This is a genomic window from Nocardioides sp. CER19 (assembly GCF_029846275.1).
Classification (GTDB): domain Bacteria; phylum Actinomycetota; class Actinomycetes; order Propionibacteriales; family Nocardioidaceae; genus Nocardioides.
Window position 1 is genome coordinate 1,291,947 of sequence record NZ_JARVWS010000002.1, and the last position, 19,675, is coordinate 1,311,621.

General features: G+C 72.3%; 21 protein-coding genes. 13 read left to right on the top strand and 8 right to left on the bottom strand.

What is annotated here, in order from left to right:
* Positions 1 to 2 precede the first annotated feature (2 nt).
* From QDS12_RS14675 to QDS12_RS14695, 5 genes are all read left to right on the top strand, one after another.
* Positions 3 to 776, top strand: a complete 774-nt coding sequence (locus tag QDS12_RS14675) for a hypothetical protein (protein ID WP_279880042.1) — start codon at positions 3 to 5, stop codon at positions 774 to 776.
* Positions 777 to 824: 48 nt separating this feature from the next.
* Positions 825 to 1,442, top strand: a complete 618-nt coding sequence (locus QDS12_RS14680; RefSeq protein ID WP_279880044.1) for a TMEM175 family protein — start codon at positions 825 to 827, stop codon at positions 1,440 to 1,442.
* Positions 1,439 to 2,233: an alpha/beta fold hydrolase gene (locus QDS12_RS14685; protein ID WP_279880046.1), complete on the top strand. Its 795-nt coding sequence runs from the start codon at positions 1,439 to 1,441 to the stop codon at positions 2,231 to 2,233. Before QDS12_RS14680 ends, QDS12_RS14685 begins: the two co-directional genes overlap by 4 nt.
* Positions 2,234 to 2,303: 70 nt before the next feature.
* Positions 2,304 to 2,813, top strand: a complete 510-nt coding sequence (locus QDS12_RS14690; protein ID WP_279880049.1) for a SigE family RNA polymerase sigma factor — start codon at positions 2,304 to 2,306, stop codon at positions 2,811 to 2,813.
* Positions 2,806 to 3,909: a hypothetical protein gene (locus tag QDS12_RS14695; RefSeq protein ID WP_279880051.1), complete on the top strand. Its 1,104-nt coding sequence runs from the start codon at positions 2,806 to 2,808 to the stop codon at positions 3,907 to 3,909. The genes QDS12_RS14690 and QDS12_RS14695 overlap by 8 nt, the downstream gene beginning before the upstream one ends.
* 9 nt (positions 3,910 to 3,918) lie before the next feature.
* Here the strand turns inward: QDS12_RS14695 and QDS12_RS14700 are convergent, their stop codons facing one another.
* A complete protein-coding gene (locus QDS12_RS14700; RefSeq protein ID WP_279880054.1) occupies positions 3,919 to 4,455 on the bottom strand; it encodes a CGNR zinc finger domain-containing protein in 537 nt (178 codons plus the stop codon).
* A 38-nt stretch (positions 4,456 to 4,493) separates the two neighbouring features.
* Here QDS12_RS14700 and QDS12_RS14705 point away from each other — a divergent pair, with 38 nt between their 5' ends.
* Entirely contained in the window at positions 4,494 to 5,483 is a 990-nt protein-coding gene (locus tag QDS12_RS14705; RefSeq protein WP_279880056.1) for a DMT family transporter, read from the top strand.
* Here the strand turns inward: QDS12_RS14705 and QDS12_RS14710 are convergent.
* The 4 genes from QDS12_RS14710 to mce all read right to left on the bottom strand — a co-directional run bounded on the left by QDS12_RS14710 (position 5,476) and on the right by mce (position 10,192).
* Entirely contained in the window at positions 5,476 to 6,633 is a 1,158-nt protein-coding gene (locus QDS12_RS14710; protein WP_279880058.1) for an AI-2E family transporter, read from the bottom strand. The genes QDS12_RS14705 and QDS12_RS14710 overlap by 8 nt on opposite strands.
* Positions 6,630 to 7,949, bottom strand: a complete 1,320-nt coding sequence (locus QDS12_RS14715) for a hypothetical protein (protein ID WP_279880060.1) — start codon at positions 7,947 to 7,949, stop codon at positions 6,630 to 6,632. The genes QDS12_RS14710 and QDS12_RS14715 overlap by 4 nt, the downstream gene beginning before the upstream one ends.
* A gap of 162 nt (positions 7,950 to 8,111) precedes the next feature.
* On the bottom strand, positions 8,112 to 9,452 hold the full coding sequence (ccrA, locus tag QDS12_RS14720) for a crotonyl-CoA carboxylase/reductase (protein WP_279880062.1): 1,341 nt from the start codon (positions 9,450 to 9,452) through the stop codon (positions 8,112 to 8,114).
* Positions 9,453 to 9,748: 296 nt separating this feature from the next.
* Complete coding sequence (mce, locus tag QDS12_RS14725; RefSeq protein ID WP_279880064.1) at positions 9,749 to 10,192, bottom strand: methylmalonyl-CoA epimerase; 444 nt, start codon at positions 10,190 to 10,192, stop codon at positions 9,749 to 9,751.
* 180 nt (positions 10,193 to 10,372) lie between these two features.
* Between mce and QDS12_RS14730 the strand changes: the two genes are divergently transcribed.
* The 5 genes from QDS12_RS14730 to QDS12_RS14750 all read left to right on the top strand — a co-directional run bounded on the left by QDS12_RS14730 (position 10,373) and on the right by QDS12_RS14750 (position 14,258).
* Positions 10,373 to 11,563 carry an acetyl-CoA C-acetyltransferase gene (locus QDS12_RS14730; protein ID WP_279880067.1) on the top strand — a complete coding sequence of 397 codons (1,191 nt, stop codon included), beginning with the start codon at positions 10,373 to 10,375 and terminating at the stop codon, positions 11,561 to 11,563.
* A 7-nt stretch (positions 11,564 to 11,570) separates the two neighbouring features.
* Complete coding sequence (gene meaB, locus QDS12_RS14735) at positions 11,571 to 12,533, top strand: methylmalonyl Co-A mutase-associated GTPase MeaB (protein ID WP_279880070.1); 963 nt, start codon at positions 11,571 to 11,573, stop codon at positions 12,531 to 12,533.
* Positions 12,534 to 12,595: 62 nt separating this feature from the next.
* The gene (locus QDS12_RS14740) at positions 12,596 to 12,757 is read left to right on the top strand and encodes a hypothetical protein (protein ID WP_279880072.1); all 162 of its coding nucleotides are present in this window, start codon (positions 12,596 to 12,598) and stop codon (positions 12,755 to 12,757) included.
* A 9-nt stretch (positions 12,758 to 12,766) separates the two neighbouring features.
* Positions 12,767 to 13,276, top strand: coding sequence for a PH domain-containing protein (locus tag QDS12_RS14745; protein ID WP_279880074.1), 510 nt, complete (start codon positions 12,767 to 12,769; stop codon positions 13,274 to 13,276).
* Positions 13,277 to 13,319: 43 nt separating this feature from the next.
* Positions 13,320 to 14,258 (top strand): tetratricopeptide repeat protein, encoded by a 939-nt coding sequence (locus tag QDS12_RS14750; protein ID WP_279880076.1) that lies wholly within the window; start codon positions 13,320 to 13,322, stop codon positions 14,256 to 14,258.
* 38 nt (positions 14,259 to 14,296) lie between these two features.
* On the opposite strand, the gene QDS12_RS14755 is transcribed toward QDS12_RS14750, so the two are convergent.
* Both QDS12_RS14755 and QDS12_RS14760 read right to left on the bottom strand, forming a co-directional pair.
* A complete protein-coding gene (locus QDS12_RS14755) occupies positions 14,297 to 14,530 on the bottom strand; it encodes a hypothetical protein (RefSeq protein ID WP_279880079.1) in 234 nt (77 codons plus the stop codon).
* Between the two features lie 41 nt (positions 14,531 to 14,571).
* On the bottom strand, positions 14,572 to 18,012 hold the full coding sequence (locus QDS12_RS14760) for a bifunctional proline dehydrogenase/L-glutamate gamma-semialdehyde dehydrogenase (protein ID WP_279880082.1): 3,441 nt from the start codon (positions 18,010 to 18,012) through the stop codon (positions 14,572 to 14,574).
* A 93-nt stretch (positions 18,013 to 18,105) separates the two neighbouring features.
* Between QDS12_RS14760 and QDS12_RS14765 the strand changes: the two genes are divergently transcribed.
* Positions 18,106 to 18,996, top strand: a complete 891-nt coding sequence (locus tag QDS12_RS14765; protein ID WP_279880083.1) for a LysR family transcriptional regulator — start codon at positions 18,106 to 18,108, stop codon at positions 18,994 to 18,996.
* 48 nt (positions 18,997 to 19,044) lie between these two features.
* Here the strand turns inward: QDS12_RS14765 and QDS12_RS14770 are convergent, their stop codons facing one another.
* Positions 19,045 to 19,182, bottom strand: coding sequence for a hypothetical protein (locus QDS12_RS14770; protein WP_279880084.1), 138 nt, complete (start codon positions 19,180 to 19,182; stop codon positions 19,045 to 19,047).
* A gap of 157 nt (positions 19,183 to 19,339) precedes the next feature.
* On the opposite strand from QDS12_RS14770, the gene QDS12_RS14775 reads away from it, so the two are divergent.
* Entirely contained in the window at positions 19,340 to 19,663 is a 324-nt protein-coding gene (locus tag QDS12_RS14775; RefSeq protein WP_279880088.1) for a hypothetical protein, read from the top strand.
* Positions 19,664 to 19,675: the final 12 nt, after the last annotated feature.

Here is a 19,675-nt window from a genome sequence, read left to right on the forward strand (position 1 = left end):
GCATGGGGTTCCTCGTGCTGCTGGCCGTGCTGGCCATCGCCGTCATCGTCGCGTCGCGGGTGAGCAGGACACGCCAGCTGGAGCGCGTCCAGCGCGAGCTCGAGCCGGTCAAGAGGCTGGCCTACGAGGACGTCACCGCCCTCGGCGAGCAGCTGCAGGGCCTCGACCGCGAGCTGGCGGGCGTGGACCTCGACGAGGGTGCCCGCGCCGACTACCAGCGCGCGCTCGACGCCTACGAGTCGGCGAAGCAGTCGGCCGACGCGATGACCAAGCCGGAGGACGTCTCCCACGCGACGAGCATCGTCGAGGACGGTCGCTACGCGATCGACTGCGTGCGCGCCCGGGTCACGGGCGATCCGCTGCCCGTCAAGCGGGCGCCCTGCTTCTTCGACCCTCGCCACGGGATCTCGAAGGAGGACGTGTCGTGGACGTTCCCCGACGGGTCGGTCAAGCAGGTCCCCGCTTGTGCCCTCGACGTCGACCGCCTGCGCGTCGGTGCGGCTCCTGACATCCGGCAGGTCATGGTCGGGCCGCAGCGGGTGCCCTACTGGCAGGGCGGCCGGCAGTACCAGCCCTACGCCCGCGGCTACTTCGGCGCGTTCGGCCCGCTGGACTGGCTCTTCGTCGGCATGTTCGCCGACGACATCCTCTGGGGCCTCGGCGGCCTGGCCGAGGGCGTCGGTGAGGGCATCGGCGCGATCGGTGACGGCGTGGGCGACGCGATCGGCGGCATCGGCGACGGCATCGGGGACATGTTCGACGGTTTCGACTTCTGACCGGGACCGCGGCGCGGGCCCGTGCCGTCCGCCCGGGATAATGCCGCCATGGAGAGCAGTCGGCTCGAGGCGTTCAGCGACGGCGTCATGGCGATCATCATCACGATCATGGTCCTGGAGCTGAAGCGGCCCGAAGGAAACACCCTGCACGACCTCTGGCACGACAGCGGGCTGAGCATGCTCACCTACCTGCTGAGCTTCGTGTACGTCGGCATCTACTGGAACAACCACCACCACCTGTTCCAGGTCACCAAGCGCGTGGACGGCGTGGTGCTGTGGGCCAACCTGCACCTGCTGTTCTGGCTCTCCCTCTACCCGTTCACGACGAACTGGATGGACGAGTCGCGGCTCGCCCGTACGCCGACCGTCGTCTACGGCGTCAACCTGATCGGCGCCGCCCTCGCCTACTTCCTGATGGTGCAGGCGATCCGCAGGCTGCCGACCGGCTCGCACCTCGACGAGGTGTTCGGGAACGACGTCAAGGGGAAGATCTCGCCGTTGCTCTACCTCGTCGGCATCGCCCTCGCCTTCGTCGAGCCCTGGATCGGGGTGATCCCCTTCGTGGTGGTCGCCCTGATGTGGCTGATCCCCGACCGGCGGGTCGAGCGCTGGCTGCAGGAGCACGAGCAGATGTCGCGGTCCGGATCGGACGGCTCCACAGCATGAGCGACCTCCACCTCCTGAACCTCGGGGAGGACGGCTCGCGCGTCGTCTTCCTGCACGGCCTCTTCGGCCAGGGCCGCAACTGGATGACCGTCGCGAAGGCGCTCGCCGACCGGCACCGGGTCACCCTCGTGGACCTGCCCAACCACGGCCGGTCCTCGTGGACCGAGCACGTCGACTATGTCGACATGGCCGCCCAGGTCGCTGCCGTCCTCGAGGCGGACGGGCCGGCCACCGTCGTGGGCCACTCGATGGGCGGGAAGGTCGCGATGGTGCTCGCGCTCACCCGCCCCGAGCTCGTCGAGCGTCTCGTCGTCGCCGACATGTCGCCGGTCGACTACGGCGACGAGGCGGAGGCCACCGGCGGTGTTCTCGGCTACGCGCAGATCCTCCTCGACCTCGACCTGTCCCAGGTGCACCGTCGCGAGGACGCCGACCGGCTCCTCGCGGAGCGCGTGCCCAACACCACCATCCGCTCCTTCCTGCTCCAGAACCTGCGCCGTGACGGTGACGCCTGGCGGTGGGCCGCCAACCTCGAGGCGATCGTCCGGGACGGCTCGACGCTGGCGGCGTGGCCCGAGACGGCGCTCACCGGCCGGTCGCCGTACGACGGCAAGGTGCTGTGGCTGGCGGGGGAGACCTCGAGCTATGTCCAGCCCGCCTATGACGAGGCGATGCGACGCTGGTTCCCGCACTACCGCAAGGTGACCATCAAGGGCGCCGGCCACTGGCTCCACTCCGAGAAGCCGGACGTCTTCATCGCCGCGCTGCAGCGGTTCCTCGGGGACGCCTGAGCGAGAGAAAGTCGGGCTCCGGCTGCCACGAACGCTCGCCTCCGGGCGTTTGTCGTGCGTGGATGTGTCCGTGGGCGAGGCGACAACGGTGACGGGGGACGGGTTCGACGCCTGGGCCAGCGCCCGGGTGCCGGTCCTGCTGCGCTTCGCCTACGTCGTGACCGGCAGCCAGGCGGAGGCAGAGGACGCGGTCCAGGCCGCCCTCGAGCGGGCGCTGCCGCGCTGGGGCCGGATCTCGCGCACCGAGGACCCGGACGCCTACGTGCGGCGGATGATCGTCAACGCCCACATCTCGATGTGGCGGCGGTCCGGGCGGCACGAGTCGCCGGTCGAGCTCGTCATCCTCACCGACGAGGCCGACCCGGCCGACCGGGTGACGACGGCCGAGGCCGTCCGTCGCGTCTGCGCCGGGCTGCCGCGACGGCAGCGGGTGGCCGTGGCGCTGCGGTTCTACGAGGACCGCGACTACGGAGAGATCGCGAGCCTGCTCGGCTGCTCGGAGGCGACGGCGCGGTCCTACGTCCACCGCGCGCTGCAGGCGCTGCGGCGCGAGCTGGGAGAGGAGCGGTCGGATGCATGACCTCGAGCAGGTGTTCCGCGACGGGCTGGCCGAGCTCGGCGGCGAGGCGGACACGGCGCCGCCGGTCGTCCGGCGGGTCGTCGAGCAAGCGCGGTCCGGAGCCGGTCGGCGGCGGCGGTCGGCTCTCGCGATCGGTGCCGCCGCGGCCGCCGTGGTCCTGGTCGCCGGCCTGGGCGCCGTCCTGCTCGGGCAGCGGAGCGGCGTCGAGGGGCCGGCCGGGCCCAGCCCGACCCCGCCGGCGGTCGCGCCCTCGGCACCCGGTGGCTACCGCCTCGAGTTCTGGCACGGCGTCGCGGTCTACGTCCCCGCGACCTGGGGCTGGGGCTCGGCGCCGACCGACCCGGGCACCGGCGCGACCGCCCTGTGCGGCGCGGGCCAGGTGGTGCAGGCCGACGGCAGCCGACGCGAGCAGCGCACCCTCCCGTACGTCGGCCGCCCGATCGCGCTCTCGAACGCCTGCGACGGGAGCTGGGCCCACGAGCGGCCGCAGGCGCCGTACGTCTGGCTCGGCGGCGACGTCCCGGTGGGCACGGTCGATCTCGGCGGTGGCTGGGTGCGCAAGACGATCGCCGTCGGCGACGTGCGGGTGTCGGTGGCGAGCGCTGACGACGCGCTGCGCCAGGCGATCCTCTCCTCCGCCCATGAGGTCACCGGGGCCTGCTCACCGCGGCTCGGCAACCCGCCGGTCGCGGGCGGGACGAAGGTCGCCGACTTCGTGCCGGTCTCGATGACGGTCTGCGCCTACGGGCCGACCGGCACCGGGCTGGACTACGACCTGCTCTACGAGCAAGAGCTCTCGATGGGCCCGGCCAAGTACCTCGTCGCGGCGGTCGACTCCGCCAGGCCGCTCGGCTCCTCGAGCTGCTACGGCGCCAGTGGCGGCGAGTGGGCGCTGCTGCGCCTGCGCGGGAACCCCGGCGGTTTCCGCGACTACGTCGTGGACATGTCCTGCCCGAGCATCACCGACCAGAACGGCGCCCAGCACGTGCTCGACAGCGAGACCGCGAGGCCCTGGGCGGTGGGTGGGATCAACGCGGTGCTGCACGTCAACCAGCTCGTCGACGTCCCGGACCGGTTCATCCCGCCGCTGCCGTGACCCGTGTGGTCAGTCGGCGGCCTGCCGCGCGCGGTAGGCGGCGACGGCGTTGCGGTTGCCGCAGGTGACCGAGCAGAACCGCCTCGACCGGTTGCGGGACAGGTCCAGGACGATCCCGTCGCAGTCGTCGTCGGCGCAGATCCCCAGTCGGGAGAGCTCGTCGTCGCGGATGACGTCGATCATCGCCATGGCCGTCTCCACGGCGACCCGGGTCGCGAGCGGGGCGTCGTCGGGCACGGCGTGGATGTGCCAGTCCAGGGGGGCGTGCCGCACCAGGCGGGGGAGCGCGTGGTGCTCGGCGAGCAGGTCGTTGACGATCTCGACGGCCGCGTCGCGGTCGGCGGTGAGCAGCTCGCGCAGCCGCGGCCGGAGCGTGCGGACGTCCTCGAGCTCGGCCAGTGTGCGGTCGTGGCGACCGGTGTAGCCGAACGCCTCGAAGAACGCGGTCAGGTCCGCCACGGTCTCCAGCGTCTCCGGCGGCTCGTGCGTGTTCACCAGGGCGACGGCCGCCTGGAGCGACATCTCGGTGTCATGAGCGAAAACCACGTTGACAGGTTACACGCGTCGTCTTAGTGTCATGAGTCATGAGCACTTTGACCCATGATGAGTCGGCCGCACCGCGCACGGCCGCCGGGGTCCTGCTGGCGGTGGCCTCGGCACTCACGTTCGGGCTGTCCGGCTCCTTCGCCAGCGCGCTCTTCGACACCGGCTGGACCCCGGGGACGACGGCCCTCGTCCGCTCCGCGGTCGGCGCCTGCGTCGCGCTGCCGTTCGGGCTGGTCGCCCTCCGCGGTCCGGGTGGCCGGCTCCGGTGGGGCCTGCTGCGCGCGAACCTCGGCCTGCTGGCCGCCTACGGGGTCCTCGCCGTCACCGGCGCCCAGTTCTGCTACTTCATGGCGGTGCAACGGATGGAGGTCGGTCCGGCCCTGCTCATCGAGTACACCGCTCCGGCTGTCGTGGTGGTCTGGCTCTGGGTGCGGCACGGTCAGCGCCCCGGCCCGATCACCGTGCTCGGTGCCGTCCTGGCCGCGGCCGGCCTCACGCTGGTCCTCGACCTGGTCGGTGGTGCCAGCCTCGACGTGGCCGGGGTCGGGTGGGCGCTGCTCGCGATGACCGGCGCGGCGACGTACTTCGTCGTGAACGCCGACCAGTCCCGCGGCCTTCCGCCGGTCACCCTGGCCGCCGGCGGGCTGCTCTTCGGCACGGCGGTCATGGCGCTGCTCGCGCTGATCGGCGTGCTGCCGATGGGGGCGAGCACGTCCGACGTGGTGCTCGCCGGGCACCAGACGCCCTGGTGGCTCCCCGTCGCCCTGCTCGGCGTGGTGACCTCCGGCGTCGCCTACCTGACGGGCGTCGCCGCCGGCCGCCTGCTGGGCGCACGGCTGGGCGCCTTCATCGCGCTGTTCGAGGTGGTGGCCGGGGTCGGGTTCGCCTGGTTCTTCGTCGACCAGCTCCCGACGGTCGTGCAGATCCTCGGCGGCCTGCTCATCCTCGCCGGCGTCGTCGCGGTGAAGCTGGGCGAGGAGCGGGTGGCGGAGACGCCTGCCCCGCCGGTCGAGGCAGGCGTCAGGTGACGTCCTGCTGGCGCACGAACACCTCGCGCGTCAGCATCAGCACCGCGGCCGCGGTCGGGATCGCGAGCAGCGCGCCCACGACGCCGAGCAGGCTCGCGCCGACGAGGGCCGCGATCACGGTCACGACGCCGGGGATCTCGACCGCCCTGCTCATCACGCGCGGGTAGATGAGGTAGTTCTCGGCCTGCTGGTAGAGCACGTAGAAGATCACGCAGATGATGCCGATCTTCGGCTCGGTGGCGAAGCCGATGGCGCTCACGATGACCGCCCCGAGCGTCGCCCCGATCATCGGGATCACGTCGAGGAGCGCGACGACGAACGCCAGCGCGACGGCGTAGTCGCCCATCCCGACGACGAAGAGGAAGATCAGCGACGAGATGCCGGCGCAGAGCGCGACGATGAACGCGCCCGAGACGTAGCCGCCGATGCCCTCGATCACCCGGTCGCCCAGCTTGGTCACCCGGTCGCGGCGCGAGGCGGGGGCCAGCCGGTAGAGGGCGCCCTTGGCCTTGTCGAGACCGGCGAGGAAGTAGAGCGTCATCACCGTGATCACGAACGTGTTGGCGAGCGCGCCGAGCACCGCGAGGCCGACGCCGAGCGCGCCGCCGAAGATGCTGCTGACGAAGTCGCCGGCCGTGACGTACTCCTTGACCCGGTCGATGATGTGGTAGTCGTCGTCGAGCTGCCGGATGCGCCGGTTGCGCTGCAGGGAGTTGAACCAGTCGGGTGCACTGTTGGTGATCGCCCTGACCTGGTCGGTGATCACCGGGACGAACGCGACGAGGAAGAGCGCGAGCGCCGCCACGACGAGCACGATGACCGTCAGCACCGCCCACGAGCGGCGCATGCCGCGCCGCTCGAAGAACCGGACCGAGGGGTTCAGGCCGGCGGCGATGAAGAACGCCACCAGGATCTGCACGAGGACGCCCCGGACCGACCAGACGGCCTGCCCGACGGCGTACGCCGTCAGGAGGCCGAGGCCGCCGAGGAAGCCGACGAGGTAGGGCGACCGCCGCGAGAGCCGGGGACCGGGAGTGCCGAGCTCGTCGTCGCTCTCCTGCTCCGGGCCGAGCGTCTCGTGCTCGTCCTGCCCGGCCTCGTCGGTCTCCAGCGTGCCCGCGCCGGGCGCGCCCCCGTCGGCGTCGGTCACTCGGCGCCCTTGCCCTTGGGCCCGCCCTTGGCCTGGCCCTTGGGCGCCGGCTTGGTCCCGGCCTCGGTGTCGTCGGTGGAGGCGCCGGTGGAGGCGCCGGTGGAGTCGTCCGCGGGCTCGTCCTCGTCACGCGTGAACCGCGCGACCAGGTCGTTGAGCGAGGACAGCTGGGCAGTGATGGCGTCGCGCCGCTTGCTCATCCGCTCGACCTCGGCGGTGATCCTGGCCAGGTTGCGCTCGGCCTCCTCGGTGCCCGTGGAGGTGAGCTGCTCGGCCTGCGTCCGGGCGGACGCCACGATCTGCTCGGCCTCGCGGCGGGCGCGGGTGAGCAGCGACTCGGAGTCGCGCTGGGCCTGCTCGCGGACCTCGCCGACCGAGGCGTTGGCCGCGCGGGCCCGCTCCTCCGCGGCGCTGGCGCGAGCCTCGGCCTCCTCGACCAGGCGGCGGGTCTCGGCGAGCTTGCTGGCGTGGAAGTCGGTCGCCTCGCGCGCGAGCCGCTCCTTCTCCACGGCGAGCATCCGCCGGGCCTCCTGGACCTCGCGGTCGGCGCCGGCCCGGGCCTGCTCGACCTCGCGCTGCGCCTGGGTGCGCATCTCGGTGGTCTCCTGCTCGGCCGCGAGCCGGAGCTGCTCGGCCTCGCGCTTGGCGCCGGCCAGCAGGTCGTCCGCCTCGGCGCGCGCGTGGTTGCGCTGCAGCTCGGCGTCGGTCACCAGGCGGGAGCGGTGCTCCTCGAGCTCCTTGATCTGCTCGGCCCGCAGCTCGTCCATCTCCTGCGTCGCCTGCAGCTTGATCGTCTTGGCGTCGCGCTGGGCCTGCTCGCGGATGTCGAGGGCGTCCTTCTGCGCGTTGGCCCGGATCTCGCCCGCCTCCTCCTCCGCGAGGCGCAGCATCGCGCTGGCCCGGCCGCCGAGGCCGGCGTAGGACGGGCTCTGGCTCTCCGCGAGCTGGTCGTTGGCCGACTTGAGGCGGCCCTCGAGCTCGGCGATCCGCTGCTGGGCGGCGGAGAGGCTGCTCGTCAGCCCGGCGTTCTCCTGGGCGTGCTGCTTCAGGCGCGCGTCCACCGCGTTGGTGTCGTAGCCGCCGCGGCGGACGACGGGGAGCGGGGCGACGGCCGGCGCGGGCCGGGCGGGCTGCCCCGGTTGGGCGGCCTGAGCCGGGGAGCCCGGCTGGGCGGGTCGAGGCGCGGCGGAGGGCGCGGGCGCGGCCGGTACCCGTGGCATGACGCGGGTCGCATCGGCGGCCTGGTCGGCCTGGGCCTCTCGCTTCCCGGTCTGCTCCGGCTCGTCGTCGAAGATCGACAGGCCCTCTTCGCTCATGATGGCGGCTTCCTCTTCCCAGGGGGTGATGGATGGTGGGGGTGGTGTCGTGCGCGGTAGCCCCATCTTCCCGGATGGAAGGCTCCCACAAAAACGAGAAGGGCCGCAGGCGTCCTGCGACCCTTCTCGGATCTCGTCGTCCCGCCGCTCCGACGGGGGAGATCAGACTCCGCGGAACCGGTTGATGGCGTCCAGGTGCTGGGACCGCATCTCCTGGTCGATCACACCGAGCCCCTCCTCCGGGGCGAGGGCGAGCACGCCGACCTTGCCCTGGTGCTTGTTGTGGTGCACGTCGAGCGCGGCCTGGCCGACCTCATCGAGGGCGTAGGTCCGCGACAGGGTCGGGTGGATCTTCCCCTTCGCGATGAGGCGGTTGGCCTCCCACGACTCGCGGTAGTTGGCGAAGTGGCTGGAGATGATGCGCTTGAGGTTCATCCACAGGTAGCGGTTGTCGTACTCGTGCATGAAGCCCGTCGTCGAGGCGCAGGTCGTGATGGTGCCGCCCTTGCGGGTGACGTAGACCGACGCGCCGAAGGTCTCCCGGCCCGGGTGCTCGAAGACGATGTCGATGTCCTCGCCGCCGGTGAGCTCGCGGATCCTCTTCCCGAACCGCTGCCACTCCTTCGGGTTCTGGGCGGTGCCCTCCTCGTTCCAGAACTGGTAGTCCTCCTCGGCGCGGTTGATCACCAGCTCCGCGCCCATCGAGCGCACGATCTTGGCCTTCTCCTCGTTGGAGACCACGCAGACGGGCGTCGCGCCGCCGTTGAGCGCGTACTGCGTCGCGAAGCCGCCCAGGCCGCCGGAGGCGCCCCAGACCAGGACGTTGTCGCCCTGCTTCATGGCGCCGCCGTTCTTGGAGACGAGCTGGCGGTACGCCGTGCAGTTGACCAGGCCCGGGGAGGCGGCCTCCTCCCAGGTGAGGTGCTCCGGCTTGGGCATCAGCTGGTTGGCCTTGACCATCGCGACCTCCGCGAGACCGCCGAAGTTGGTCTCGAAGCCCCAGATGCGCTGCTCGTTGTCGAGCATCGTGTCGTTGTGGCCGTCGGGCGACTCGAGCTCGACCGAGAGGCAGTGCGCGACGACGCGGTCGCCCGGCTTCCACTTCGTGACGCCCGGGCCGGTCTTCAGAACAACGCCGGACAGGTCGGAGCCCACGACGTGGTAGGGCAGGTCGTGCCGCTTGGTGAGGTCGGAGAGCCGGCCATAGCGCTCGAGGAAGCCGAACGTGGAGACCGGCTCGAAGATCGACGTCCACACGGTGTTGTAGTTGATGGCCGAGGCCATCACCGCGACGAACGCCTCGCCCGGGCCCAGCTCGGGCAGCGGGACGTCCTCGACGTGGATCGACTTGCGGGGATCCTTCTCCTTGCTGGGGATGCCCTCGAACATGTCGACCTCGTCCTTGTGGACGGTCGCGGCCCGGTAGTGGTCGGGGATCTCGAGGTTGGCGAACTCCTCGGCCGGGGTGTCACCGGCGAGGATGGCGTCCAGGATGTGCTGCACATCGGCTCCTGCGTCATCGAGGGGTCGGGCGGTTGCTTCCGACGGAGATTACTGATCGGTAACCGCCGCGGACAGCGGGTGTGACGGAGGGCACGCGATCGCCTGCCGACCGGTCACCAATCCTGCGTCGATTCCACGTCCGGGGGAATGGGAGCACGTCGAACGGGTATCCCCGCGGCACGATCAGCGGCTTCGCGGCGGCGATCGCCGCCGTTGCGGTCACCCGCTGGCTCATCGGCGACAGCGCGATGACCTGGTGCTCGGGAGGCGGCCGGGCACTCCGGGATCTGACGGCCTCAGTGGCCGGCGGCGGGCTCCACGAGCTCGACGAGCACGCCGCCGGCGTCCTTGGGGTGGACGAAGTTGACGCGGCTGTCGGCGGTGCCGTGGCGCGGGGCGTCGTAGAGGAGGCGCACGCCGCGCTCCCGCAGGATCGCGCTCACCTTCTCCACGTCCGTCACGCGGTAGGCCAGCTGCTGCATGCCGGGGCCGTTGCGGTCGAGGAACTTCGCGATCGTGGAGTCGGGGGAGCGCGGGGCGAGGAGCTGGATGCAGGAGTCGGAGTCGCCGACGGCCATCATCGCCTCGGCGACGCCCTGCTCCTCGTTGACCTCCCGGTGCGCCAGGCGCATGCCGAAGGTGGTCTCGTAGAAGACGATCGCCTCGTCCAGATCGGCGACGGCGACGCCGACGTGGTCGATCGCGGTGAACAGGTGGTCAGGGATCTCGAGAGAGGTCATGGGGGCCATGGTGGTGTGGCGCCCGGGCGCCGCGACAGAATGTGTGACGAGTGCTACACGACGCCGGTCGGCCACCCTCTCCCCATCGGAACTACCCGTGGGTAGGTTGGCCGGGTTGACCGAGTTCGTGAACGTCGTACCTGCCGGCAGGGCCGCCCTGCCGTTGAACTGGAGGCTCGCATGTCCGGAAATGTCATCGTCGCCGGGGCTCGCACCCCGATCGGCCGCCTGAGCGGGGGCCTCAAGGACCTGTCCGCCGCTGACCTGGGCGGTCACGCGATCAAGGGCGCGCTGGAGAAGGCAGGCATCAGCGGGGACCAGGTCGACTACGTGATCATGGGCCAGGTCATCCAGGCCGGCGCCGGGCAGAACCCGGCCCGCCTCGCCGGGGTCAACGCCGGCATCCCGATGAGCGTCCCCTCGATCACGATCAACAAGGTCTGCCTCTCGGGCCTCAACGCGATCGCCCTGGCCGACCAGCTGATCCGTGCCGGCGAGTGCGAGGTCGTCGTGGCCGGCGGCATGGAGTCGATGACCAACGCGCCGCACTTCCTGCCGAAGTCGCGCGAGGGCATCAAGTTCGGCGACGTGAAGCTCGTCGACTCGATGGCCTACGACGCCCTCTTCGACCAGTTCACGTCCCAGGCGATGGGCCTGCTCACCGAGGAGTGCAACGCCGCGGCGCAGAACCTCACCCGCGAGGAGCAGGACGAGTTCGCGGCGCAGTCGCACCAGAAGGCCGCGCTCGCATGGAAGAACGGCGTCTTCGAGGACGAGGTCGTCCCGATCTCGATCCCGCAGCGCAAGGGCGACGCGGTGGTGATCTCCACCGACGAGGGCGTCCGGGGCGACACGACGGTCGAGTCGCTCGGCAAGCTGCGTCCGGCCTTCAACAAGGAGGGCACGATCACCGCGGGCTCGTCGTCGCAGATCTCCGACGGTGCCGCCGCCGTGGTCGTCATGAGCAAGGCGAAGGCCGAGGAGCTCGGCCTGGAGTGGCTCGCCGAGATCGGCGCCCACGGCCAGGTCGCCGGCCCCGACTCGACCCTGCAGCTGCAGCCCGCGGCCGCGACCGCCCAGGCCTGCGAGAAGGAGGGGATCAGCCCCACCGACCTCGACCTGGTGGAGTTCAACGAGGCCTTCGCGGCCGTCGGCATCTCCTCGGCCCGCGAGCTCGGTCTCGACGAGGAGAAGGTCAACGTCAACGGCGGCGCGATCGCGCTGGGCCACCCCGTCGGCATGTCCGGCGCGCGGGTGGTGCTGCACCTCGCCCTCGAGCTCAAGCGGCGCGGTGGCGGCGTGGGCGCGGCGGCGCTCTGCGGCGGCGGCGGCCAGGGCGACGCCCTCATCGTCCGCGTCCCGACCAGCTGAGGCGCTCTTGCGACGCACCGACCGGGTCTCCGACCTGGTGACGGCCGCCCGGGACGGTTCCCCCCGGGCGGTCGCCCGTCTCATCACCCTCGTCGAGGAGGCGCCCGCCACCGGCGGGGAGGCACTGCGGGAGGTGATGGCCGCACTGGCGCCGTACGCCGGCCACGCGACGGTCGTCGGCATCACCGGCTCTCCGGGCGTCGGGAAGTCGACCACCACCAACGCCCTCGTCACCGAGCTGCGCTCCGGAGGCCGGCGCGTCGGCGTGCTCGCGGTCGACCCGTCGTCGCCGTTCTCCGGCGGGGCACTGCTGGGGGACCGGGTGCGGATGTCGGACCACGCCACCGACAGCGGGGTCTTCATCCGGTCGATGGCCTCGCGGGGACACCTCGGCGGTCTGGCCTGGACCACCCCGCAGGCGCTGCGGGTGCTCGACGCCGCGGGCTTCGACGTCATCCTCATCGAGACCGTCGGGGTCGGCCAGTCCGAGGTGGAGATCGCCGCCCTGGCCGACACGACCGTCGTGCTGCTCGCACCGGGCATGGGCGACGGCATCCAGGCCGCCAAGGCGGGCATCCTCGAGATCGGCGACCTCTACGTCGTCAACAAGGCCGACCGGGACGGCGCGGACGCCGTCCGGCGCGACCTGCGCGGCATGCTGGCGCTGGCCGATCGCCGGGAGGGCGCGTGGCGGCCGCCGATCGTGAAGACCGTGGCGCAGTCCGGGACCGGTCTGGCGGACGTCGTCGCCGCCCTCGACCAGCACCACGACTGGCTCGTCGCGACGGGCGAGCTGCACCGTCGGCGTACACGCAGGGCGCGCGAGGAGATCGAGGCCATCGCGCTCGACGCGCTCCGCGCGCGCTGGGGCGAGGTGGGCACGTCCGAGCAGCTCGACGAGCTCGCCGCGGCCGTCGCCGCGGGGGAGAGCGACCCCTACGCGGCCGCCGACCGACTTCTCGGGTCCTAGGGCCTAGGTCCTAGGGCGCGCCTCCGAGGCGGCATCCCCAATTTTTGGTAGGAACGTGCCCCATGAAGAAGGTGGTCATCGCCGTTCTCGTGGTCTTCCTGGGCTTCTGGCTCTTCACCGACCCCAACGGCCTCGCGGCGTCGTCCGAGACAGCGGGCAGTGGTGCATGGACAGCCGCCCAGTCGATGTTCCAGGCGGTCATCGACTTCATCGGCGCCTTCTAGCGGGCACCGGTGATCCTGGGCGACCCCGACGTCACGAAGCACCTGCTCCGCGAGGAGGGCGAGGTCATCGTCGACGAGGTCCGCAAGCACTGGGTGGCCTACCTCCGGCCGATGGTGGAGGCGGTGCTCGCCGTGGTGCTGCTCGTGGCGACGTCGTACGCGCCCGTCGCGGTCGGGTGGCTGCCGTTCAGCCTGGCCGGCCTCGTGGCCCTGCACGCGGTCTGGCTCACGGCGCGGGCGCGGCGCGACGTCTTCGTGATCACCAACATGCGGGTCTTCCGCGTGCACGGGGTCCTCACGACGCAGCTGGCGACCATGCCGCTCTCGCGCATCCTCGACATCACCGTCAGCAAGCCGCTGCACGGCCGGCTGCTCGGATTCGGGCACTTCATCTTCGAGTCGGCGTCGCAGGGGCAGGGTCTGCGCGACGTCAAGTACGTCGGCCGCCCGGACCAGCGCGACCTCGCGATCCAGCGGGTCGTGCAGCACGCGGGTCTGCGGGGCCCGCGGACCTGGTGACGCGGCGGAATACGGCCGCGCCTGTCACCCTAGGATTGGCGCCATGACGCAGCAGCCGTTCTCCCGTCCCGGTGCGATCGACCTGTCCGGCCTCTCCCGGTCCGCCGACCCGGCCGCGCCCTCCGGTGCGCCCTCCTCCTCGGCCGCCACGGGCTCCTACACCGTGGACGTCGACGAGCAGTCCTTCCAGACGATCCTCGAGTCCTCGATGACCGCGCCGGTCGTGCTCGTCTTCTACTCGCCCACCCGGTCGCCGGAGAGCGCCACGCTGGCGCAGGACGTCAGCACGATCGTCGAGGACTACGACGGCCGGTTCCTCGCGGGCCTGGTCGACATCGACGCCCACCCGCAGATCGCGCAGGCGATGCAGATCGCGCAGGTGCCGCTCATGTACGTCATCCTCGACGGGCGGCCCGCGACGCAGCCGATCCCGGGCGCGCCGCCGATCGACGAGCTGCGCGCCTTCTTCCAGCAGCTCGGCCAGCAGCTGACCGTCCAGGGGATCTCCGGGCGGCACCAGCCGCGTCGCCCTGCCGGCCTGCCCGAGGAGGAGGACGGCGCTCCGGCGCTCGACCCCCGCTACGCGCCGGCCCAGGAGGCGCTCGAGGCGGGCGACATCGACGCCGCGGTCGCCGAGTACCAGAAGCTCGTCGACGCCAACCCGGCCGACGCCGAGGCCGCGGCCGGTCTGGCCATGGCCAAGGTCCTGCAGCGCACCCAGGGGGTCGACCTCAATGCGGCACGCGCGGCCGCGGCGGCGAGCCCTGACGACGTCGCCGCCCAGATCATGGTCGCCGACCTCGACCTCCTCGGCGGGCACGTCGAGGACGCCTTCGCCCGGCTGGTCGAGCTCGTCCGGCGCGCGGCGGGCGACGATCGCAACGCCGCCCGCGAGCACCTCATCGGGCTCTTCGCGGCCGTCGGCAACGACGACCCGCGGGTGCTGAAGGGTCGGCAGGCCCTCGCCTCGGCGCTGTTCTGACGCTCGTCCGACCCGGTTTCTGACCGGGGCCCGACGCCTCAGGCGCTGGCGACGCCGGAACCCGGCTCGCCGGGGAGCCCGTCCGCCAGCGCCTCGAGCAGGCCGTGCACCTGGTCGGGCGCGAGCCGGACGGTCGCCGTGCAGACGTTGCCCTTCCACACGCTCAGCACCAGGACGCCGGCCTCGGCGTGCCAGGTGGCCCTGAGCGCGCGGCCGTCGCCGCGCGTGTCACCGAGGACGACGCGCGCGCTCCGGGGCTGCGGCGACGGCATGCCCCCATGGTGCACCCGAGACCTGAGCGTCACCAGGGCCCTCAGGCGTCGAGCGGCAGCACCTCGTCGGGGAGCGCGGTCGGGTTTCCGAACCGGTGGGCGGTGATGCTGACCGCCTGCTCGCGCAGGAACGGCAGCATCTCGAGCCGGCCGGACTCGGTGACCGGGTGGGCGTGGATCGCGACGTCGGGGCGGCCACCCGTGGCGGCGTACGTCGCGGCGGCGTCCCCGCCGACGAGACGGACCCGCGCGTCGTGCAGACCCGCGAGCCGCTGGCGCCATGCGGCCGCGTCCTCCACCGTGACCGGCGCGCCCGCTGCAGCGAGCGCGTCGGCGACCGCTCGGTCGAGAGGCCGAGCCGTCGAGACGATCGGCCGGGAGCCGGCGGTGAGTCCGGCCCCGACGACGCGCAGCAGGGTGCTGACCAGGCCAGACTCGAACCGAACGGTCACCGGCACGGGCAGGTAGCGCAGCGCGTTGCGCTCGGCCGAGACCTGGGAGACGTCGCGCGTGGCGGCGTACTCCTGCGCCCAGACGGCGGCGTCGCTGCGGAACGAGCGCTCGAGCCGGTCGCAGCCCTCGAGCCCGGCCCGCCGCGCGGCTTCGAGCAGCCGCCCGGAGGTCGCGAGCGGTGCCGCCGTCGAGGTGGCGAAGGTGCTGCTCCAGTCCGTGAGGCCGAAGAGGTAGTTGGGCCCACCGGCCTTGGTGCCGGTGCCGACCGCCGACCGCTTCCAGCCGCCGAACGGCTGACGCCGCACGATCGCGCCGGTGATGCCGCGGTTGACGTAGACGTTGCCGGCCTCGACCCCGTCCAGCCACGTGCGCACCTCGGCGGGATCGAGGGAGTGAAGACCGGCGGTGAGGCCGAACGCGACCTGGTTCTGGAGTGCGACCGCCTCGTCGAGGGTGGCCGCCGTCATCACGCTCAGCACCGGCCCGAAGAACTCGGTGAGGTGCGAGCGGCTGCCGGGACGGACGCCCTCCTTGACGCCGGGCGACCACAGCCGGCCGGTGTCGTCGAGCCGACGCGGCTCGACCAGCCAGCGCTCGCCCGGGTCGAGCCGGGTCAGCGCGTCGAGCAGCTTGCCGGACGCCGGCTCGATGAGCGGGCCGACCTGGGCCGAGGGGTCGTGCGGGTAGCCGACGTGCAGGGAGCGCACGGCGTCGAGCAGCTGGTGGCGGAAGCGCCTCGACGTCGCCACCGAGCCCACGAGGATGACCAGCGACGCTGCCGAGCACTTCTGCCCGGCGTGGCCGAAGGCCGACTGCGCGACGTCGCGGGCGGCCAGGTCGAGGTCGGCGCTGGGCGTGACCACGATGGCGTTCTTGCCGCTCGTCTCGGCGAGGAGCGGCAGGTCCTGCCGGAAGGTCCGGAAGAGCTCGGCGGTCTCGAAGGCGCCGGTCAGGATGACGCGGCCCACGCGCGGGTCGGCGAGCAGGCTGCGGCCCAGGTCGCCCTCGTCGATCGTCGCGAACGCGAGGACGTCGACCGGTACGCCGGCCTCCCAGAGCGCCTCGGCCAGCACCGCGCCGCAGCGCTCGGCCTGGGGAGCGGGCTTGAGGATCACGGCGGATCCGGCGGCCAGCGCGGCGAGGGTCGAGCCCGCGGGGATGGCGACGGGGAAGTTCCACGGCGGTGTGACGACGGTGAGGTCGACCGGCTCGGGCACGGCGCCGTCGACCTCGTCGAGCTGCTCGGCGAGGTGCGCGTAGTAGTTGGCGAAGTCGATCGCCTCGGAGACCTCGGGATCGGCCTGGTCGATGGTCTTGCCGCACTCGGCGGCCATGACCTCGATGAGCTCGGCGCGGCGGGTCTCGAGGGAGACCGCCGCACGGCGCAGCACCTCGGCGCGGCCCTTGCCGCCGAGCGCCGCCCAGCGCGCGCCCGACCCAGCGGTCGTCGCGACGACGCGCTCCAGGGCGTCGGCGGTGGTGACGCGGCTGCGCTCCACCCGGTCGGCGCCGACCGTGGTGCCCGACACGCGGGCCAGGATCTGCGCGCTCCACGCGAGGTTGGCCGGCACCGCGGGGTCGGTGTCGGGGACGTTGTGGAAGGCCGTCATGACGGCGGCTTCGACGGGCGCGGTCCGGTCCTGGGTGCGGTGAGGCTCCGGCACCGTGCGGTCGAGCGCTCGCAGGCTGGCCTCGAAGCGGCTCCGCTCGCGTTCGAACAGCGCGCGGTCGTCGTGGAGGTGGAACACCGCGGACATGAAGTTCTCACGGCTGGCCCCCTCCTCGAGCCGGCGGATCAGGTAGGCGATCGCGACGTCGAACTCGCTGGACCTGACGATGGGCGTGTAGAGCAGGAGCTCGCCGACGTCGCGCTTGACCGCCTCGGCCTGGCTCTGCGCCATGCCCAGCAGCATCTCGAAGTCCACGCTGTCGCGGACGCCGCGGCGCCCGGCGAGCAGCCAGGCGAAGGCGATGTCGAAGAGGTTGTGGCCGGCGACACCGAGCCGCACGTTGTGGACGCGGTCGGGGTGCAGGGCGTAGTCGAGCACCCGCTTGTAGTTGGTGTCGCTGTCCTGCTTGGTGTGCCAGGTCGCGAGCGGCCAGTCGCGCAGCGACGCCTCGACCTGCTCCATCGGCAGGTTGGCGCCCTTCACGAGCCGGACCTTGACCCCGGCTCCGCCGCGGCGCCGGCGGTCGGCCGCCCACTCCTGCAGGCTCATCATCGACGCGAGGGCGTCGGGCAGGTAGGCCTGCAGCACGAGGCCGGCCTCCAGACCCAGGAACTCGGGCTCGTCGAGCAGACGGGTGAAGACCGCGACCGTGAGCGCCAGGTCGCGGTACTCCTCCATGTCGAGGTTGATGAACGTCCCGCTGGCGGCGGCGCGCTGGTAGAGCGGGCGGAGGGAGTCGACGATGCCCTCGACGGCCGCATCGAACGCCCAGGGGGAGTGGGGCGCGACGGTCGCCGAGACCTTGATGGAGACGTAGTCGACGTCCGGGCGGTCGAGCAGCGCGACGGTGCCCTGAAGCCGCCGCGTGGCCTCGGCCCGTCCGAGCACCGCCTCGCCGAGCAGGTTGAGGTTGAGCCGGTTCCGTCCGGCCCGCAGGCGCTCGATCGACCGCCCGAGCCGGCGCGGCTCGGCGTCGATGAGCAGGTGCCCGACCATGCGTCGCAGCGCGGCCTGGGCCGCCGGGATGACGATCCCGGGCGCCACCCGGCCGAGTGCGCCGCCGGCGCGCACGGCGAGGCGCAGGTGCAGGGGGAGGAAGCGCGGGACGTCGGCCGCGAGCGCGGCCAGGTTGCGCGCGGCGACGCGCTTGTCCTCGGGCCGGATCACGCCGTCGATGAACCCGACGGTGAACGGCAGACCGGCGGGGTCGTCGAGTACGTCGGCCAGCCGGCTGGCGGCCTTGTCGGGCGCGATCCCGGCGGAGACGTCGAGCCAGCGGCGGACGGTCTTCTCGACGTCGGGGAGGAGATCGATGAGGTCGGCGACGCCAGCCGGGTCGTCGTACGTCGAGGTGGGCATACCTCCCAGTTTCCGTCCTCGCGATCGTTCACGAAAAGCGCTGTTTTCTGACTCGTACGCGTAAGATCTGCCGACGAATCGAGGGGGGTTCTCGTGCTCGACGTACGGCGGCTGCGATTGCTCCGCGAGGTGCACGTCCGCGGCACCATCGCGGCGGTCGCCGCGGCCATCCACCAGAGCCCCTCGTCGGTGTCCCAACAGCTCAGCCAGCTCGAGCGGGAAGTGGGCGTCGAGCTGTTGCGGAAGGTCGGCCGGCGGGTCCAGCTGACCTCGGAGGCGGAGCTGCTGGTCGCTCACGCGGAGGCGGTGCTCGAGCGGCTCGAGCTGGCCGAGTCGGACCTGCTGGCGGCGGCCGACGAGGCGGCCGGGACGGTCCGGATGGGCATCTTCCAGTCGGCGGCGCTCGCGCTCCTGCCGACGACGCTGCGGCTGGTCCACGAGCGGGCCCCGCGGGTGCGGATCGTGGTGACGCAACGTGAGCCGGAGACGGCGCTGCACGAGACTTTCGCGCGCGACTTCGACCTGGTCGTCGCCGAGCAGTACCCGGGCCACGCCGCCCCCTGGCACCCCCAGCTCGACCGGCAGTCGCTCACGCAGGACGCCATCAGGCTCGCGACCGCGACCACCGCCACGGTCGCCTCGCTGCGAAACGCGGCGAGGCTGCCCTGGGTGATGGAGCCGCACGGTGCGGCGTCCCGACACTTCGCCGAGCAGCTGTGCCGGCGGGCCGGCTTCGAGCCGGACGTGCAGTTCGAGACCGCCGACCTGCAGGCGCACGTCGCGCTCGTCTCGTCGGGAAACGCGGTGGCGCTGCTGCCGGACCTGCTCTGGCGTGGAGGTACGCCGCCGGTGCGGCTGGTGGACCTCGCCGAGGCGCCCGTCCGGACGGTGTTCACCGCCTCGCCGGAGTCGCTCGCCTCGCGGCCCGCGGTGCGGACGGTCCGAGCTGCCCTGCTCGACGCCGTGGGGTCGATGCAGGGCTGAGCGGCGCTGGGTCAGGCGCTGGGTCAGGCGCTGGGTCAGGCGAGGGGGTCAGGCGAGGCGGCGGCGACGGCGCGAGCGGAAGCGCGCGGTCTCGTGCCGGCCGACGATGTCGTCGCGGATCCGCTGGGCCCGGTAGGTCGCCTCCGCCTTGACGAAGCTCGCGTACAGGGTGTTGGCGTTGCTCATGTCGTTGCTCCTCGTGGTGCCGCCGGGAATCTCCCGACAACTCCAAGGTGCCGTTCTGAGGTAGCGAGATACATCGCGCTGTTGCCCTAGTTCCGGTCGTCACCGCCTCAGATCGCATCGACCGCCTCACTCGGCCCGGTTACCTGTGCTGAGACCCATGGCCTCCTGGCCGCCGCTCCTTCGCGCCGACGCGTGCGCCGCGATGCTGAACGTCGAGATCGCCGACCACCCGGTCCACGACGGCCTCGAGCTGCCCGAGCGGCTCCTCCGGCGACGCCTGATCAAGTACGCGGCACCGGTCGCGTTGATCCATGTGCTTCCCGACCTGCGGCCGGACGACCTGGCGGGCGTCGGCGCGCCCACTCCCGACGGCCTCGCCGAGACCGCTGTCGCCGGCTGCAACATCCGGCTCGCGTTCGACCCGCCCCTGCCCGACCTGCCCGACCCGCCCCTGCCCGACCTGCCCGACCTGCCCGACTGACCGGAGCCGGTG